The following is a 16,334-nucleotide window of genomic DNA, read 5'->3' as shown; positions in this document are numbered from 1 at the left end:
TACGGCCTTGCGAGCCCTTCCGCTCCATTCTGGGGCGCGCGGGCTCGAAGATGATTGCGCTGTGTTGGAATTGGGCAGCGAGACATTGATCCTCACCCATGATGCCATGGCTGAGGGCACGCATTTCCGCACTGATGCGGATATGGCCGATGTCGCATGGAAGCTGGTAGCGACCAATCTTTCTGACCTTGCCGCCAAGGGAGCAGAGCCGATAGGCGTTCTGCTTGGGCATTGCTTGGGGGAAGGTGATGAAAGTTTCCTCGCAGGGCTCAGGGAGGCAGCTTTGGCCTTCAATGTGAGCCTGCTCGGCGGGGACACGGTCAGAGCCTCGGGGACAGCGATTTTTGGCCTGACCGCCATCGGCAGAGCAAGCCACACCCCCGTCCCCTCTCGCAAAGGCGCGCAGATCGGTGATGAGGTTTATGTGACCGGCACGCTTGGCCGCGCCATGCTCGGTTTCGAGGGACACCAAGAGCACTTGGAGGCCTTCAACCGCCCCACACCGCGCCTCGTCCAAGGTCAAAAACTCGCCCCACTTGTCACCGCGATGATGGACATCTCCGATGGGCTTTTGCTCGATGCATTCCGGCTGGCGCAAGCGAGTGAAGCAACGATTGCCATCGACACCGCCGCAGTGCCCATCGCCAAGGGGGCCAGGTGCGATGATGCGATGCGCTGGGGCGATGACTACGAATTACTCTTTACCCTTCCCCAAGGAACCACACCGCCCGTCCCGGCAACGCCAATCGGCAAGGTCGAGCCGCGTGGATTTGCGCCGCTGATGGTCGATGGAGAGGCTGTCGTAAACGGGTCGGGATTGGGCTTCGAACATCGCTAAAACTGCAAGCCAGCTTGCAAAAACAGCAAAGTTTCCCACTATCGAAGTGCATTCCCACTTGTGTCGGCGCATTCTCCCGATAAGCTGACACACCTCAGCGCGCGGGATCTGCGAATGAGAGAGAACAAGGGTAGATCCCGGTCAAAGCGCATTTCTTCCACGCTTTGGAGAGGGGAATCTTCGTGGACTTAATACTCATATCAATTGGATTGGGCGTGTTAGCCGTGCTTTACGGCTTCATCACCAGCCGCCAGGTGCTGGGAGCCAGCGCCGGTAATGAAAAAATGCAAGAGATTGCAGGCGCAATTCAAGAAGGCGCGCAAGCCTATTTGAACCGCCAATACACAACCATCGGCATCGTGGGCGTGGTCGCCGCTGTTGTCGTTGGACTGTTTCTTGGCGTTATCCCCGCCGTTGGCTTTATTATCGGCGCGGTGCTGTCAGGTGTTGCGGGATACATCGGGATGAATATCTCGGTGCGCTCCAACGTGCGGACTGCGGCTGCTGCGGAAAAAGGGCTTCAACAAGGTCTTACCATCGCTTTTCGCGCTGGCGCTATCACCGGGATGCTGGTGGCTGGCCTTGCGCTTCTGGCGATTGCGGTCTTCTTCTATGTGCTCGTGGGCCCGATGGGTCTTAGCCCGAACGACCGCACCGTTATCGACGGTTTGGTCGGTCTTGCCTTTGGCGCATCGCTGATTTCGATCTTCGCGCGTTTAGGCGGCGGTATCTTTACCAAGGCCGCTGACGTTGGCGCTGACCTCGTGGGTAAGGTTGAAGCCTCTATTCCAGAGGATGACCCCCGCAACCCTGCGACCATTGCTGATAACGTGGGCGACAATGTGGGCGACTGTGCTGGCATGGCTGCTGACTTGTTTGAGACTTATGTTGTGACCGTTGGCGCGACCATGGTTTTGACCGCCCTTCTGTTTTCAGAGGCGCTCGGCGATCTGCTGTTGCCGATGATGGCTCTGCCACTTCTGATCGGCGGTGCGTGTATCGTGACCTCGATCATCGGCACCTACTTTGTGCGTCTCGGCAATGGGACGAACGTAATGGGCGCGATGTACAAAGGCTTTATCGCGACCGCCGTCCTCGCTATTCCGCTGATCTGGTTTGCAATCGCTCATGCGCTTGGAACTCAAGGCGCGGACATGAGCACTGTTCTGAACCCGGGCGATGCTGTGGAATTCCACGGCCGCGACCTGTTCTACTGCTCGCTCATTGGCTTGGCGCTGACCGGCATCATCATCTGGATCACTGAATACTACACCGGCACGAACTTCCGTCCGGTAAAATCAATCGCCAAGGCATCGGAGACGGGCCACGGCACCAACGTGATCCAGGGTCTTGCTATCAGCCTTGAATCGACCGCTCTGCCCACAATCGTCATCATCGCAGCCATCATCGGCGCATACCAACTCGCTGGCCTCATCGGCCTCGCATTTGGTGCAACCGCGATGCTTGCCCTTGCTGGCATGGTTGTGGCGCTCGACGCTTATGGTCCGGTGACGGACAACGCCGGCGGTATCGCCGAGATGTCTGATCTGGACGCGAGTGTGCGTGAGAAGACGGACCTTCTCGACGCTGTGGGCAACACCACCAAGGCTGTGACCAAGGGTTATGCCATCGGTTCAGCCGGGCTTGCAGCGCTCGTGCTGTTCGCCGCCTACACCGCTGACCTTCGCCTCTTCTTCCCGGATGCACAGGTCAATTTCAGCCTTGAGAATCCATATGTCATCGTCGGCCTGTTGCTCGGCGCGCTCCTTCCGTATCTGTTTGGTGCGATGGGCATGACCGCTGTGGGCCGTGCTGCGGGTGACGTGGTGGTCGATGTACGCGACCAATTCGCCGCTGATCCGGGCATTATGGCAGGCACCAGCCGTCCAAACTATGCCCGCACGGTGGACCTTGTGACTAAGGCCGCGATCAAGGAAATGATCGTGCCATCGCTGCTTCCAGTGTTGGCGCCGATTGTGACCTATTTCGTGATCTACTTCCTTGCAGGCCAAGATAACGCCTTCGCAGCGCTTGGCGCACTGCTTCTGGGTGTGATCGTGGGCGGTCTGTTCGTCGCGCTTTCCATGACGGCTGGTGGCGGTGCATGGGATAATGCGAAGAAGTACATCGAAGACGGCAATCACGGCGGTAAGGGCTCAGAAGCTCACAAGGCGGCTGTGACCGGCGACACTGTGGGCGATCCTTACAAGGACACCGCAGGCCCTGCTGTGAACCCGATGATCAAGATCACCAATATTGTCGCACTGCTTCTGCTCGCGGCTTTGGCTGGCGCGCACTAAGCGCAATCACCGGACTTAATTTGAGGAACCCCGCCCGGCATCGCTGCGGCGGGGTTCTTTGCATTTAGGCTCCCGACTGTCCCGATGTGAACCATCCAAAACGGAGGAGAAGAGAAAGGTAGCGTTAACGATGCCGCGCTGCCTACATACAGCTCGTCGCACAGATAGTGGCAATAAAGCAGGGACGGTGCACAATGGATCTTGCAAGAACACCAACGATTGGCGGCTTTGCTGAAGAGGTCAGCACACTAGCCAAAGCACCTTCGCGCCCGCGCGGTGTGCTCCATCTGCTCGATACGCAAACCGTCGATTCAAAGGCGTTCCGTGCCGATTGGGAGGCGCTCGCGCGCCAATGCGCAGAGCCCAATCCATTCTTTGAGGCGTGGTTCACTCTCCCCTCGTTTGAGCAGTTCGCCGACAGCGATGCTTATAAGATTGCCGCCTATTGGGTCGGCGGGCGTCTCACTGGGCTGATGCCGATCAAACATTCGAATGACTATTACGGCCACGGCCTCCCCTATGTTGGCACATGGCTGCACGACCACTCTTTCTGCGGGTCGCCATTGGTCACCAAAGGCCAGGAAAAAGGGTTCTGGAAAGCTTTGGTAAGCTGTCTCGACCAAACCCCGGGCCAAGCTTTATTTCTGCACCTGCCCGCGCTTCCTGAAGGCGGCGCGCTCGATAACGCACTGGTTGCGGTTCTTGCTGAGATGGATCGTGCATCTGCTGTTGTTGAACGTTCGAGCCGCGCAATGCTCGCCTCCAACCTCAGCCCCGAAGAATACCTTGCCGAAGCGATGAGCGCCAAGAAGCGCAAAGAGCTGCGCCGCCAGAAAAACCGGCTTAGCGAGTTTGGCGAACTCTCCTTCGAACGGCTCGAAGGCGCTGAGTGCATTGAGCCTTGGATCGAACAATATCTGACGCTTGAGGCGGCTGGCTGGAAGGGTGTTGCTGGCTCTGCGCTCAAAAGCAAACCTGCCTCTTACGCCTTCTTCGCCGATGCGATGTATTCCGCCGCAAGGGCCGGAAAGCTTGAACGACTGGCGCTGCGGCTTGATGGCAAACCCATTGCAATGCTCGCCAATTTTATCGCTGCACCGGGCGCATTTAGTTTCAAAACTGCGTTTGACGAAGATTATGCGCGCTTCTCACCGGGGCTTTTGCTGCAGATTGAGAACCTCGACCTGCTCAATCGCCAAGACATCGCCTGGACCGATAGCTGCGCTGTTGAAGGCCATTCAATGATTGAGCGTATCTGGCGTGAAAAGCGTGCGTTTGTAAGCCGCAACGTCGCAATCGGCGGTTCACTTCGCCGGCTGACTGCGCGCGCTCTGATGGCTTATGAAACTCGTGTGTGGAACTGAACCGATGAATGCGATCTCTTCCTTCGATAAACCCACCAATTTGACGACCTTCGACGCGCAAGCGCGTAAAACCTTCGCTGCAAACTATCCCGAAGGGCCGCACATTCTTCGTCACTCTCTGGGTGAACATCCACTGCTTGAACTTGATGCACTGGCGCAGCTTGCCGAACAGCTTCCACAGCCGAGCATCGAATACAATCGCGGCGACCTGCCCATCGGCATTGACGGCAAACCCGGCACGCCCAGCCTGTCCATCGGAGAAACCATCCGCCAGGTGGCAAAGGCGAACAGCTGGGCCGCGCTCAAGAACATTGAACAGGCGCCCGCCTATAAGGCTCTTCTGGATGATCTGCTGGGCGAATTGCGCGAGGAAATCGAAGCCAAAACCGGCGCGATGCTGACCCCGCAAGGTTTCATCTTCATCTCCAGCCCCAATGCTGTCACGCCTTACCATTTTGATCCTGAACACAACATCCTGCTGCAAGTGCGCGGGTCGAAAGTGATGACGCAATTCCCCGCTGGCGATGCGCGCTATGCGTCTGACCATGTGCATGAAAGCTATCATACCGGCGGCCCGCGTGAGCTGACTTGGAATGATGAGCTGATGGATGGTGCAACCGAATTTCCGCTTGGCCCCGGCGATGCGCTGTTTGTGCCCGTGATGGCCCCGCATTTTGTGCAAAATGGCCCTGCGCCAAGCGTCTCCTTGTCGATCACATGGCGCTCTGATTGGAGCTATCAGGAAAGCGAAGCGCGCGCGTTCAACGCGATCCTGCGCAAAGCTGGCCTTTCGCCCAAAGCACCTGGTCGATGGCCTCAGACCAACCGCCTTAAATCGCTTGGTTATAGGGCGATCCGCAAGGCAGGGCTCACTCCGGCTTGACCTAAAGCCCCATGACCGCGCATGGGATGCGCCATGAGTGATACACCCGATTACGCCAAGCTGGTCGATGGCCTCGTCAAGCTCCTCACCGTAGAGCGCGTTGCGACCGATATTTATGTGGGCTCCCCGCAAAAGGACGGCGTTGGCCGCGTCTTTGGCGGGCAAGTCATCGCGCAAGCCCTGCAAGCAGCGCAAGCCAGCGTTCCCGACGAAAAGTCCGCGCACTCACTGCACGCATATTTCCTGCGTGGCGGGCGTGAGGGCGTGCCGATTGAATATCGCATTGAACGAGACTTTGACGGGCGCAGCTTTTCCAATCGGCGTGTGGTCGCGAGCCAAGAGAATGAGGACGGCACCGCCACGCCTATTCTGAACCTCACTGCTTCTTTCCAGACGCCAGAAGACGGTCTTGAGCATCTCGATTCGCCCATGCCCGAAGTCGATGATCCCGAAACCCTCAAACCCGACATGGAAACTCGCCGCGCCATGATTGAGAAGATGGGCGACAAGGTCAGCGACGCACAACGCGCCATTGCACTTCGCCCGCGCCCGATCGAAATGCGGACCACTGACAAGCTGCACTGGATGAACGCAGAGCCAAAGGACCCGCACGCCCATAGCTGGTTCAAAACCGCAAGTGCCCTGCCCGATGATCCAGCGCTCCACCGCGCCGTTATTGCCTATGCCAGCGATTATACGCTGCTTGGCACCTCCGCCCTGCCCCACGGCCTTTCATGGATGCGCGGTGAGCTAGTCGGGGCAAGCCTCGATCACACATTATGGTTCCATCAGGAAGCACGCGCCGACGATTGGCTGCTTTATGCCACTGACAGCCCCTGGTCGGGCGGCGGACGCGGCTTTAACCGGGGGCGCATCTTCAACAAACAGGGCATCCTCATCGCCAGCGTCGCGCAAGAAGGCATGATGAGGAAGCGAATCAAGAAGCCTGGCAATCAGGGCTAAAACAAGGTCCGATCAATGCGCCAGAAGCACCGGCAGCTTCGGCTCGCTGAGCACTTGTCTTGTCACTCCGCCTACCAGCATTTCGGCAAGGCGCGAGTGGCCATAGGCGCCCATCACCATCGCAGAGCAATCACGCATGGCGGCGGCTGAAAACAGCGTATCGCCAATGCTAACCTTGCCGCGCGGGATTGACACAACCTCGCTCGAAACCCCGTGGCGGTCCAGGTACATCGCTGCCTCGCTTACAGGAAAGTCATAGCGCTGCTGATCATCTTCTTCGGCGACGCTTGCGAGATAGACGTTGGTCGATTTGGCCAGCAACGGGAGCGCCGCGCGCAGCGCCACACAGGCTTCTGCTGAACCGTTCCACGCAACCAGAACCGGACCGTCAACCTTGAGCCCCTTGGCATCGCCCGGCACGACCATCACGGGCGCCGGGGCCTTGATTGAAAGCTCTCCCGCCATTGAGGAGGGTCGGCGCATCTCTTCCTCGCCAATATCATTGGGACCGATCAGGATGATGTCCTGAAGCGCGGATTGTTCAAGCAGGTGGTTCTCAGCCATCCCGTAAAGAAAGCGAAATTCCCACGAGACATCTTCATTCGCAAGATCGGCCTCGACCTTCGCGCGAAGCTCTTCAGCCGCTTCCTTGATGCGCGGCATAGCCGCCGCCATCGCCGAGCCATAAAAATCGCCGGGCGCGAAAACCTCGTAGCTTACGCTTTGCAACAAAGTGATGTGGCCGTCATTGGCCCGCGCCAGATCAAGCGCGACCTGCAAACGCGCTTCGAAAGATTGATCGGCGTCAACGTGAAGTAGAATGCTTTTCATGTGCTGCCTCCCTTGGACTAGGGAGATTTAGCCGCAGTAACAGGCTCGCAGCATTGATCTACATCAATTTAGCCACCCTTGCTGCGCATTGCGCCAGAATCGCTGCCGCCCATCACGCCGCCTGCTGCTTTGGTTCGGCCAAAGTCGCCCGATTTCTTGCCATAGCCCGGTTTGCCAAATCCAGCGGCCCGCGCCATGTCGCTTGCCGCTTTCACCTTTGGCACGGACTTGGCGCGCTCCATCCCGCGCGCAGAAGCGAGATATTTACCCGGCTGTCCGCCGTAACCAACGCGCGAGCCATTGGCGGTCTGATAGCCATTGGAGCCGCTTTTGAACAAGGGGCCTGTTTTGCCGTCCCGCTTGCTGGAATACCATGCCGCGAGGAACGGGGTGAAAGGGATCCGTGTGCTGCGCGCGTGGCTGGTTTGCTCACTGGTTTCCTGCACGCAATTGCCCGCGCCATAAACCGCTTCGCAATCCTCCTTGGCCTCGAAACGCGGCGCGTCCTTGGCTGCAATGGCTTGCGCCTCAGCTCGCATCTCTTCGCATTCCTTAGTCGTTTTGCCGGTAGCTTTGGCGCAGGCAAAAACGTTCTCATACACCTCGATTTCGACATCAAGCTTGTCTTGCGGATCCGCCGCCTTGGCAGCAGGAGCCGGATCGCCGCCGCAAGCGGTAAGCATCGCGCCAGAGCTCAAAGCCGCCATTGTGGTAAGACGCACTTTGGACGAACGCTTGGTATTTCTCGCAGCCATATTACCCCTAATCCCCGTAAGACTTTGGTTTCGGAGTTTTCAGCTAAAGCAAAAAGGTTATCGTAAGGTGGACATGAGCTTAACACTGTAGGCAAGAGGGCGTTTAATGCTGCGAAAAACCCTGCCAGAGCGGCCCAATTGGCAAGAGGTCGCCCGCGAAAACGGTTTTGTTTTTCATCATGTTGATGGCGACCTCTACTGGGATGAGCGCGCCTGCTGGCAGTTCACTTTGTCCGAAGTTGAAAATGAAATCGAAGACCCCACGACCGAGCTTTACGCCATGTGTCTGGGTCTGGTGGACGATGCGTGCGCTGATCAACAGATGATGGAACGCCTCGCCATCCCGCGTGATATGTGGGACCCGATCGCCAATTCGTGGAAACGCGGGGATGCCTCGCTCTACGGCCGTTTCGACTTTGCCTATACCGGAGCCGAAAGTGGTGGGGGCCCTGCCAAACTGCTCGAATTCAACGCCGATACGCCGACGAGCGTTTACGAAACAGCCTTCTTCCAATGGAAGTGGCTCGAAGACATGATTGAGATTGGCGAATTGCCGGAGAGCACCGACCAATTCAATCGCCTGCACGAGGCGCTGGTCGAACGCTTTGCGCAAATCCTGACGCCGGGTTCGCTGTGCCACTTTAGCGGGGTCGAAGACCACATCGAAGACCGCGCAACGGTCGCCTATTTCGAGGATTTGGCCGGGCAAGCCGGACTTGAGACGCGCTTTGTCGATATTGCGAAAATCGCGATTGATAGTGAGGGCGAATTCATCGACCCCGATGGGTATCGCATCGGCGCATTATTCAAGCTTTATCCGTGGGAAGACATGATGCTTGAAGAAAGCGCCGATCAGATCGCGGGTGCGTCCTGCAATTTCATCGAACCCATGTGGAAGGCGATCCTGTCGAATAAAGCGATCCTGCCGCTTTTGTGGGAAAAGCATGAGGGCCACCGCAATCTGGTGCCCGCCTATTTCGCCGGGACCGATGGCGCGCGCGCATTGGAAAGCCAGCCGCACGTCACCAAACCTTTCTTCAGCCGTGAGGGCGCCGACATTGCCCTTTTCGATGGTGAGGCGCGTCACGATGGCCCGCAGGAAGGCTACGGTGCGGAAGGGCACATTGTGCAGGCTTATGCGCCCATTGCGCGCTCTGGCAATAATCATGCGGTGATCGGCAGCTGGGTCGTGGGCGATGATCCGGCGGGTATGTCGATCCGCGAAGATGCAAGCCCGATCACACGCGATCTGGCGCGTTTCGTGCCGCATATCATCATGGGTTAATGAAGTTCTTGTCTTGTCGGTCGCCACGGTTACGATGCGCGCCGGGAGAGACAAATGCAGATCACACGCCAGCCGCCGGTTAAGACAACGCTTCAGCCTTCGAACCACCCCTATCTCTCTGGCGCATGGACGCCAGTTCACGAAGAGGTGGATGTTGACGAGCTTGAGGTGATCGAGGGCGAAATCCCGGCGGATATTGACGGCATTTATCTGCGCAATACCGAAAATCCGGTTCACCAACCGCTTGGGCGGCATCACCCGTTTGATGGCGATGGAATGGTGCATCAGGTGAGCATTTCAGGTGGCAAAGCGAGCTATCGCAACCGCTTTATCCGCACGCACTGCTTTAATCAGGAACAGATCGCGGGCGAGGCTTTGTGGGGCGGATTGATGGACCCGCACGGCACCTCCAGGCGCCCCGGTTTTGGCGCACACGAGGGGCTGAAAGACACAGGCTCCACCGACATCATCGTGCACGCAGGGACCGCACTTGCGACCTTCTACCAATGCGGCGAGGCTTGGCAGATGGACCCGGTCACTCTGGAGAATTTGGGTAAAGCGTCATGGGGCCCGATTGATGGCGTTTCAGCCCATCCGAAAGTGGATGAAGAGACAGGCGAGCTGATGTTCTTCAACTACTCCAAATATGCGCCCTTCATGCATTACGGTGTAGTCGGGCGATCCGGACAGCTGGAGCATTATGTCCCCATCCCCCTTCCCGGCCCGCGCCTGCCGCACGATATGGCAATCACGAAAAACTGGTCGATCCTCAATGATATGCCGCTGTTCTGGGATGAGAATCTCTTGGAGCGAAACATTCATGCAGCGCGCATCCATGACGGCGTGCCGACGCGCTTTGCCCTGATCCCGCGCCGTGGTCAGCCAGAGGATATTCGCTGGTTCGAAGCCTCCCCCACTTATGTCCTCCATTGGACCAACGCGTATGAGGTTTCCGGGTCAGAAGGCGATGAAGTGGTGCTCGAAGGGTATTACCAAGACAAACCCATGCCCGATCCGCTAGAGGAAGCGGGAGAATACAGCCATATGATGGCCTATGTTGATGAGCACTCCTTCCAGAGCCGTCTCCACCGCTGGCGCTTTAACCTCAAAACGGGCGAGACTACCGAAGAACGCCTGAGTGACCGGATCGTGGAATTTGGCATGATCAACCCGGCTTATCTGATGAAGAAGAGCCGCTATATCTGGTCGACCACGAGCAAGCCGGGATGGTTCCTGTTCAATGGATATGTGCGCCATGATACGCAGACAGGGGAAGAGCAGGTCCATGAGCTTCCCGACGGCGTCTATGCCAGCGAAAGCCCGATGGTGCCGCGCAAGTCCTCAAGCAGCGAAGCGGTAAGACAACAATCACGCGAAGACGACGGCTATCTCGTCACCTTTTTGATCAATGAGAATACCGCCACGTCTGAGCTTGCGATCCTTGATGCCAGCGACATCGCCAAGGGCCCGATTTGCCGCGCGGCTCTACCCCACAAAATCTCCAGCGGGGTTCACGCAACGTGGGTCGAACACGCTCAGCTCTCGAGAGATGCCGAATTTCGCAAAAATCAGCAGGCGGCCTAACGCGATCAGGCGATCCGGCGGACCATTACGCCCAGCACATCTTTCAAATCAACCCGACCAACAGATTGCGCCTCATGGCCTTTTGCTTTGTCGACGCTCAAGTAAACGCCGCCTTTGCGCCCAACAGCTGTAACCTTTTGTACAACTTTGCCAATTTCTGGATGAATAGCCAGCACGGTATCGCCGCGCTTTGGCCGTTTTTTCGCACTAAAAAGCACCACGCTGCCTTTTGGCAATCGCGGTTCCATGCTTCTGTCTCTCACCCGTGCGATCTTGTACCCGATCATGTTTGATGCATTAGGCTAACTGTTAGTCGCAAGCCAAGACCAGCTGGTGGATATTTTACACTTTTATGTCCGGATTTTGCAGCACGTCACATTCTGAAACATCAATTTGCAACTTTCCGTGCGTCCACGCATTAGCTAGAGGAACCCCAATTCCAACGCAGGAGACTTTTCAAGATGGCTTTTAACCTCATCGACCTTCCCTACGCTGACGACGCGCTTGCCCCGGCAATCTCGGCGCACACGCTTTCCTTTCACCACGGCAAGCACCACAAGGCCTATGTCGACAAAATGAACGCGGCCATCGAAGGCACGGCCCATGAAAACGCCGCTCTCGAAGCAGTTGTTGCTGACGCACGCGGCTCAAATCAGGGCCTGTTTAACAACGCAGCGCAAAGCTGGAACCACGGTTTTTACTGGCACTCGCTCGCGGGGTCGGAAACCGCACCATCGGATGAACTCGCAGCCAAGATTGACGAAGCTTTCGGCTCAATGGACGAGCTGAAATCGCAGCTTAAATCACGCGGCGCAGGACACTTTGCCAGCGGCTGGGTTTGGCTCGCTGAAAAAGACGGCAAGCTTTCCATCGAAGAAACGCACGATGGCGACACGCTTGCAGACAGCGATTTCAACCCGCTTCTCACGATTGATGTGTGGGAGCACGCCTACTACCTCGATCACCAGAATGCGCGCCCGGCCTATCTCGACGCGGTTGTCGATGGAAAGCTGAACTTTGCTTTCGCTAGCGAAAACCTCGCGCGTGGCAGCACATGGACATATCCGACCAACGCCTAAACCGCGTAAGGATAAAAATTCTGGCCCGGCCCGCTTTCTCGCGGTGCCGGGCCTTTCTTTTTTGCAATCCCCAAAGGCGCGCAACGACCACAAGCAGTTGGTCGAAAACCTTGCCCCCTTGCCCGCCATCTGCCTTTACCTCCCACTCAAATTCGTCAAGACTGCGCAAGAGAGAAGCAGGTGCCCCTTGCAAAGCCAAAACGAATGGGCACCGGTGGGAGAGACAGTTTTGACGCAAAGCTCAACGGCTGAGGCCGCAAGCGTGGCCGCGCCCGCAACCCTGACCAGCAGCCCGAATACCGGATTTGGCACTCCCGGCTACCGCGCTTATGTGCTCGCCGCGCTGCTGACGGTGTACATCTTCAATTTCATCGACCGCACCATCGTCAACATTTTGACTGAACCGATCAAGCTCTCCTTTGGGCTTGAGGATTGGCAAATGGGCCTGCTTGGTGGGCCTGCATTCGCGGTGCTCTATACGTTTCTCGGCATTCCGATTGCGCGGGGGGCAGAACGCTTCAACCGCGTTATCATTATCGCTGCGGCCGTCATCGTCTGGAGCTTGTTCACCGCGCTGTGCGGATTTGCAGCCTCGTTCCTGATGCTGTTCCTGTTCCGCGTAGGAGTGAGCGTTGGAGAGGCGGGATGCACCCCGCCCGCACAATCGCTGATCGCGGACTATTATCCCCCCTCAAAGCGCGCGACGGCGGTGTCGATCTACGCACTCGGCGTGCCGCTTGGCGGAATGTTTGCCTCAATCTTCGGCGGTCAGCTTGCCGGGATCGACAGCGTCGCTTTTGGCGCATGGGTCGCCAGCATCGGCCTTGGCGGGTTGTTCGGCGGCCTCGACTGGTCACAGGTCGAAGGCTGGCGCATTGCCTTCGTCGTTGTGGGTGTTCCGGGCCTCATCCTCGGCTTTCTCGTCTGGCGCACCATCAAAGAGCCCCCGCGCGGTTACACCGATCCCGCGTCGCTCCAGAACCTTGAGCGGGCCGGCTTTGGCGAGGCCTTGCGCGTTCTGATGAAAAAGCCCGCTTATCGCCATGTGGTCTTTGGCGCGATGCTCGCCTCTTTCGTGGGTTACGGAGTGAGCCAGTTCACGACAAGCTTCCTCATCCGCACTCACGGCCTTACCATTCAGGAGGCCTCGCTCCTGTTCGGTATTATCCTTGGCGTGATGGCAGCAATTGGCGTGTTCTCGTCCGGCTGGCTGTCTGACCGCCTCTCGAAACGCTATCCCAAGGCGCTTTCATGGTTGCCAGCCATTGGCATGGGCGCATCAGTGCCGCTCTACGCTTTTGGTTATATCGCAGAAAGCCTGTGGCTGGCGATGCCTGCGCTGATGATCGCAGCGATGATCCACTATTTCTATTTGGGGCCAATGTATGCGGTGTCAGGCGGCGTCGTGGACAGCCGGATGCGCGCGACATCGGTGGCGATCACATTGTTCGTCGTGAACCTTTTGGGCTATGGCCTTGGTCCCTTGTTGATCGGCATTTTGTCGACCTATCTCAAATCGGTTTTCCTTACCGGCGCAGACCTTGGCCTCACGCTCGAAGCGTGCAAGCCGCTGATCGGATTGAGCGCTGAAGCCAAGAATGTTCTGACCGGCGTTGAGGCGAGAAACCTTGCTGCTTGCGCGGATGCCGATGCGCGAGGTTTGCAATGGTCGATTGTGATCTTCTGCTGCGGCTATGGCTGGGCAGCGCTGCACTACCTCCTCGCAGGCCGCACGCTGCAAGAGGATATGGTGGCGTATAAGGAGGCGTAAGCCCCCTCGACTAGCGACCGTAGAGGAACATATTGACGGTTAGACGGCCCGTTTTGGGGTCATCGCTAAGCGCCTTGGTGTCCGGAATAATTCCGGAGTGCAGTTGGCGTCCACGATAGAGGGCAAGCCTGTCCACGCGCGCCTCAACCATGCCAATACGCTCAAACCGCTCGCTTTCTTGAGGATAGCCAGCCGGCGGGGGGCCGTATTCATGTTCATCCTCTTTCAGAGCCATGGCATAGGCTCCCTCACGCTCGGGTGTAATCGCTTCAAAGCCGGTGCGCCGGTGGCGGTAAAATGCAGTGCCGCCGCTTTTAGGGTCGTCGAGATAGTGCATGATCGCAACGCGGCCCGGATCGGAGTGATCATGGTGCGGAATGCGTTGGCGCGGTGAGAGGTCTTCGGGCTTCAGCGAGACGACTGAGAACGCCGCCACTTCGCACTGGATTGATCGTCTAAGGCCAAACACCTCGCCCATGACCCGCATCATCAACTCGCGCCGGATGTCGAGATAGGATGGGTCTGCGGGAGCGCGTATGCCGGGATAGTCGACGCCTGCAGGGTAATAGCGTGCCGCTTCGCCCATTTCGCGAAGGCGTTCGGGTTGGCCGGTGAAATTATCGATAATGACAAGAGGTTCACCCTCTTTGCCGATCCGCTGAACGGTGACTGTGGCCTCTGGAATTTGCATCATGGCCGCGTGCTTACCCCCTTGCGTGATAGAAATCATAGACCGCGCGCGCGACCGCGTCGCTGACGCCGGGGGCGCGGCGCAGATCTTCCAACGCGGCGGCGCGCACCTTGCTCGCCGTTCCGAAATGGAGCAGCAGCGCACGTTTTCTTGCAGGGCCGATGCCGGGGATTTCATCGAGGGGCGATGCCGTGATCGCCTTGGAACGCTTGGCCCGGTGCGCGCCAATGACGAAGCGGTGGACCTCATCGCGAAGGTTTTGCGCATAGAACAATACGGGTGAATTGGTCGGCAGCGTCTTTTCCCGCCCATCGGGAAAATGGAAAACCTCGCGCCCCTCGCGACCATGGTGGGGGCCCTTGGCGATGCCGATAACGGGCAGGTCTTCGATGCCCAGTTCGCCGAGCACCTCCATCACACTGGAAAGTTGGCCTTTACCGCCGTCGATGAGGACGAGATCGGGCCACACGCCTTCCCGCTCACGGTCCGGGTCATCCTTCATCGCGCGGCTAAAGCGCCGCTCCATCACCTCGCGCATCATGGCGAAATCGTCATTGGTTTGCGCGGACTTGATGTTGAATTTGCGATATTGCGATTTTTCAAAGCCTTCGGGTGACGCGACAACCATTGCGCCAATGGCTTTTGCGCCTTGAATGTGGGAGTTGTCGTAGACCTCGATGCGGCTGGGCGGTTCATCAAGTTCAAGAAATTCGGCCAGGTCGCGGTGGACTTTCGCCTTGGTCCCGCTCTCAGCGAGCCTGCGATCAAGCGCTTCCACAGCATTGCGCTCAGCCTGCGCCATAAGCTTGCGACGGTCGCCGCGTTGGGGGATGGAGATTGCGACTTTCTTCTCGGCCAGTTCGCTGAGCGCTGCTTCCATCAACTCGCCTTCGGGCAGCTCGCGGTCAACCAGTACGGTCGGCGGCGGTGGTACTTCCTCGTAGAATTGCAGCATGACATTGGCGAGAACCTGCGCCTCTTCGACATCCTTGATGTGAGAAGGGAAAAAGGCGCGGTGACCCCAATTTTGCCCGCCTCTGATGAAAAAGGCCTGCACACACATCTGCCCGCCCTTGGCCGCGATAGCAAAGACATCGGCATCGCCCACATTCTTCGCGTTGATCGCCTGCGACCCTTGGATAAAGGTCGCCGCGCGCAATCGGTCGCGAAGGATCGCAGCCGTTTCGAAGTCCAGCTCTTCGGCGGCCTTCGCCATTTGGCGTTCGAGATCGGCCTGCACCTTGCCCGATTTGCCCGCAAGGAAATCCTTGGCCTGTGTGACGAGCGCGGCGTAATCCTCCTCGCTTATCCGCCCCACGCACGGCGCTGAACAGCGCTTGATCTGATAGAGCAGGCACGGCCTGTCGCGATTGTTGAAAAAGCTGTCGGTACAAGACCTTAGGAGGAACAGTTTCTCCAGCGCGTTAAGCGTGGTGTTGACCGATCCAGCGCTGGCAAACGGCCCATAATAGTTCCCCTTCGCCCGCCGCGCGCCGCGATGCTTGTGAATGCGCGGAAACGCGTGATCGGCGCGCAGCAGGATAAAGGGAAAGCTCTTATCATCGCGCAGGAGCACATTGAACGGTGGGCGGTAACGCTTGATCAGCTGCGCTTCGAGAAGCAGCGCCTCGGCCTCGGAATTGGTGGTGACGATTTCCATGCTGCGGCATTGCGACACCATGCGTTGCAGGCGATTGGTCAGTTGGTTGACCTGCGTATAATTGACCACCCGCGCCTTCAAACTGCGCGCTTTGCCGACATACAGCACATCGCCTCGTGCATCGAGCATACGATAGACGCCCGGAATGGGTTTCAACGTCTTCACCACCTCACGAATGGCGTTGACGCCGGCCTCCAAATTGGGCTGAGCGCGCGCAACTGTGGTCGCCGCCTGCGCCTCATTGAAGCGCTCTGCACCGTCGGGGTTGTGCGGTCTGCCAGAAGGAGATTGAGCCATCGGTCATAGATAGACCATCAGTTGACCGCGAAA

General features: G+C 57.9%; 14 protein-coding genes. 9 read left to right on the top strand and 5 right to left on the bottom strand.

The genetic code is table 11. The features are described 5' to 3' along the window. Nucleotides 1-7: 7 nt before the first annotated feature. The 5 genes from thiL to INR77_RS07415 all read left to right on the top strand — a co-directional run bounded on the left by thiL (nucleotide 8) and on the right by INR77_RS07415 (nucleotide 6,348). The gene (gene thiL, locus INR77_RS07435) at nucleotides 8-838 is read left to right on the top strand and encodes a thiamine-phosphate kinase (RefSeq protein ID WP_255573990.1); all 831 of its coding nucleotides are present in this window, start codon (nucleotides 8-10) and stop codon (nucleotides 836-838) included. A 182-nt stretch (nucleotides 839-1,020) separates the two neighbouring features. Next, nucleotides 1,021-3,138 (top strand): sodium-translocating pyrophosphatase, encoded by a 2,118-nt coding sequence (locus INR77_RS07430; protein ID WP_223073239.1) that lies wholly within the window; start codon nucleotides 1,021-1,023, stop codon nucleotides 3,136-3,138. A gap of 194 nt (nucleotides 3,139-3,332) precedes the next feature. Further along, nucleotides 3,333-4,502: a GNAT family N-acetyltransferase gene (locus INR77_RS07425; protein WP_223073238.1), complete on the top strand. Its 1,170-nt coding sequence runs from the start codon at nucleotides 3,333-3,335 to the stop codon at nucleotides 4,500-4,502. Between the two features lie 4 nt (nucleotides 4,503-4,506). Further along, nucleotides 4,507-5,385, top strand: coding sequence for a cupin-like domain-containing protein (locus INR77_RS07420; protein ID WP_223073237.1), 879 nt, complete (start codon nucleotides 4,507-4,509; stop codon nucleotides 5,383-5,385). Nucleotides 5,386-5,418: 33 nt separating this feature from the next. After that, nucleotides 5,419-6,348 (top strand): acyl-CoA thioesterase II, encoded by a 930-nt coding sequence (locus tag INR77_RS07415; RefSeq protein WP_223073236.1) that lies wholly within the window; start codon nucleotides 5,419-5,421, stop codon nucleotides 6,346-6,348. A 12-nt stretch (nucleotides 6,349-6,360) separates the two neighbouring features. Here INR77_RS07415 and INR77_RS07410 read toward each other — a convergent pair whose 3' ends face one another. Both INR77_RS07410 and INR77_RS07405 read right to left on the bottom strand, forming a co-directional pair. Then, nucleotides 6,361-7,179: a universal stress protein gene (locus tag INR77_RS07410; protein WP_223073235.1), complete on the bottom strand. Its 819-nt coding sequence runs from the start codon at nucleotides 7,177-7,179 to the stop codon at nucleotides 6,361-6,363. 68 nt (nucleotides 7,180-7,247) lie between these two features. Next, a complete protein-coding gene (locus INR77_RS07405; protein WP_223073234.1) occupies nucleotides 7,248-7,934 on the bottom strand; it encodes a DUF1190 domain-containing protein in 687 nt (228 codons plus the stop codon). 106 nt (nucleotides 7,935-8,040) lie between these two features. On the opposite strand from INR77_RS07405, the gene INR77_RS07400 reads away from it, so the two are divergent. Together INR77_RS07400 and INR77_RS07395 are read left to right on the top strand one after the other, a co-directional pair. After that, nucleotides 8,041-9,219, top strand: a complete 1,179-nt coding sequence (locus INR77_RS07400) for a glutathionylspermidine synthase family protein (protein ID WP_223073233.1) — start codon at nucleotides 8,041-8,043, stop codon at nucleotides 9,217-9,219. A 54-nt stretch (nucleotides 9,220-9,273) separates the two neighbouring features. Further along, nucleotides 9,274-10,803 (top strand): carotenoid oxygenase family protein, encoded by a 1,530-nt coding sequence (locus INR77_RS07395; RefSeq protein ID WP_223073232.1) that lies wholly within the window; start codon nucleotides 9,274-9,276, stop codon nucleotides 10,801-10,803. A 5-nt stretch (nucleotides 10,804-10,808) separates the two neighbouring features. Here INR77_RS07395 and INR77_RS07390 read toward each other — a convergent pair whose 3' ends face one another. Further along, nucleotides 10,809-11,090, bottom strand: a complete 282-nt coding sequence (locus tag INR77_RS07390) for a S24/S26 family peptidase (protein WP_255573989.1) — start codon at nucleotides 11,088-11,090, stop codon at nucleotides 10,809-10,811. Between the two features lie 174 nt (nucleotides 11,091-11,264). On the opposite strand from INR77_RS07390, the gene INR77_RS07385 reads away from it, so the two are divergent. Then, nucleotides 11,265-11,882 carry a superoxide dismutase gene (locus INR77_RS07385; protein WP_223073230.1) on the top strand — a complete coding sequence of 206 codons (618 nt, stop codon included), beginning with the start codon at nucleotides 11,265-11,267 and terminating at the stop codon, nucleotides 11,880-11,882. Between the two features lie 187 nt (nucleotides 11,883-12,069). Then, nucleotides 12,070-13,653: an MFS transporter gene (locus tag INR77_RS07380; protein WP_255573988.1), complete on the top strand. Its 1,584-nt coding sequence runs from the start codon at nucleotides 12,070-12,072 to the stop codon at nucleotides 13,651-13,653. A 10-nt stretch (nucleotides 13,654-13,663) separates the two neighbouring features. On the opposite strand, the gene INR77_RS07375 is transcribed toward INR77_RS07380, so the two are convergent. After that, the gene (locus tag INR77_RS07375) at nucleotides 13,664-14,347 is read right to left on the bottom strand and encodes a DUF6445 family protein (RefSeq protein WP_223073229.1); all 684 of its coding nucleotides are present in this window, start codon (nucleotides 14,345-14,347) and stop codon (nucleotides 13,664-13,666) included. A 10-nt stretch (nucleotides 14,348-14,357) separates the two neighbouring features. Continuing rightward, nucleotides 14,358-16,301 carry an excinuclease ABC subunit UvrC gene (gene uvrC / locus INR77_RS07370; protein ID WP_223073228.1) on the bottom strand — a complete coding sequence of 648 codons (1,944 nt, stop codon included), beginning with the start codon at nucleotides 16,299-16,301 and terminating at the stop codon, nucleotides 14,358-14,360. Between the last annotated feature and the right edge of the window lie 33 nt (nucleotides 16,302-16,334).

Source organism: Erythrobacter sp. SCSIO 43205 (assembly GCF_019904235.1).
In the GTDB taxonomy this organism is placed as follows: domain Bacteria; phylum Pseudomonadota; class Alphaproteobacteria; order Sphingomonadales; family Sphingomonadaceae; genus Erythrobacter.
The sequence above is the reverse complement of the archived record's forward strand: the minus strand, read 5'-3'. Positions and strand labels throughout refer to the sequence as shown.

What these genes read in the sequence shown, in the direction of transcription:
- INR77_RS07425 (WP_223073238.1), top strand. Translation starts at nt 3,333, where the DNA reads ATGGATCTTGCAAGAACACCAACGATTGGCGGCTTTGCTGAAGAGGTC.
- INR77_RS07420 (WP_223073237.1), top strand. Translation starts at nt 4,507, where the DNA reads ATGAATGCGATCTCTTCCTTCGATAAACCCACCAATTTGACGACCTTC.
- INR77_RS07415 (WP_223073236.1), top strand. Translation starts at nt 5,419, where the DNA reads ATGAGTGATACACCCGATTACGCCAAGCTGGTCGATGGCCTCGTCAAG.
- INR77_RS07410 (WP_223073235.1), bottom strand. Translation starts at nt 7,179, where the DNA reads ATGAAAAGCATTCTACTTCACGTTGACGCCGATCAATCTTTCGAAGCG.
- INR77_RS07405 (WP_223073234.1), bottom strand. Translation starts at nt 7,934, where the DNA reads ATGGCTGCGAGAAATACCAAGCGTTCGTCCAAAGTGCGTCTTACCACA.
- INR77_RS07400 (WP_223073233.1), top strand. Translation starts at nt 8,041, where the DNA reads ATGCTGCGAAAAACCCTGCCAGAGCGGCCCAATTGGCAAGAGGTCGCC.
- INR77_RS07395 (WP_223073232.1), top strand. Translation starts at nt 9,274, where the DNA reads ATGCAGATCACACGCCAGCCGCCGGTTAAGACAACGCTTCAGCCTTCG.
- INR77_RS07390 (WP_255573989.1), bottom strand. Translation starts at nt 11,090, where the DNA reads ATGATCGGGTACAAGATCGCACGGGTGAGAGACAGAAGCATGGAACCG.
- INR77_RS07385 (WP_223073230.1), top strand. Translation starts at nt 11,265, where the DNA reads ATGGCTTTTAACCTCATCGACCTTCCCTACGCTGACGACGCGCTTGCC.
- INR77_RS07375 (WP_223073229.1), bottom strand. Translation starts at nt 14,347, where the DNA reads ATGATGCAAATTCCAGAGGCCACAGTCACCGTTCAGCGGATCGGCAAA.
- uvrC (WP_223073228.1), bottom strand. Translation starts at nt 16,301, where the DNA reads ATGGCTCAATCTCCTTCTGGCAGACCGCACAACCCCGACGGTGCAGAG.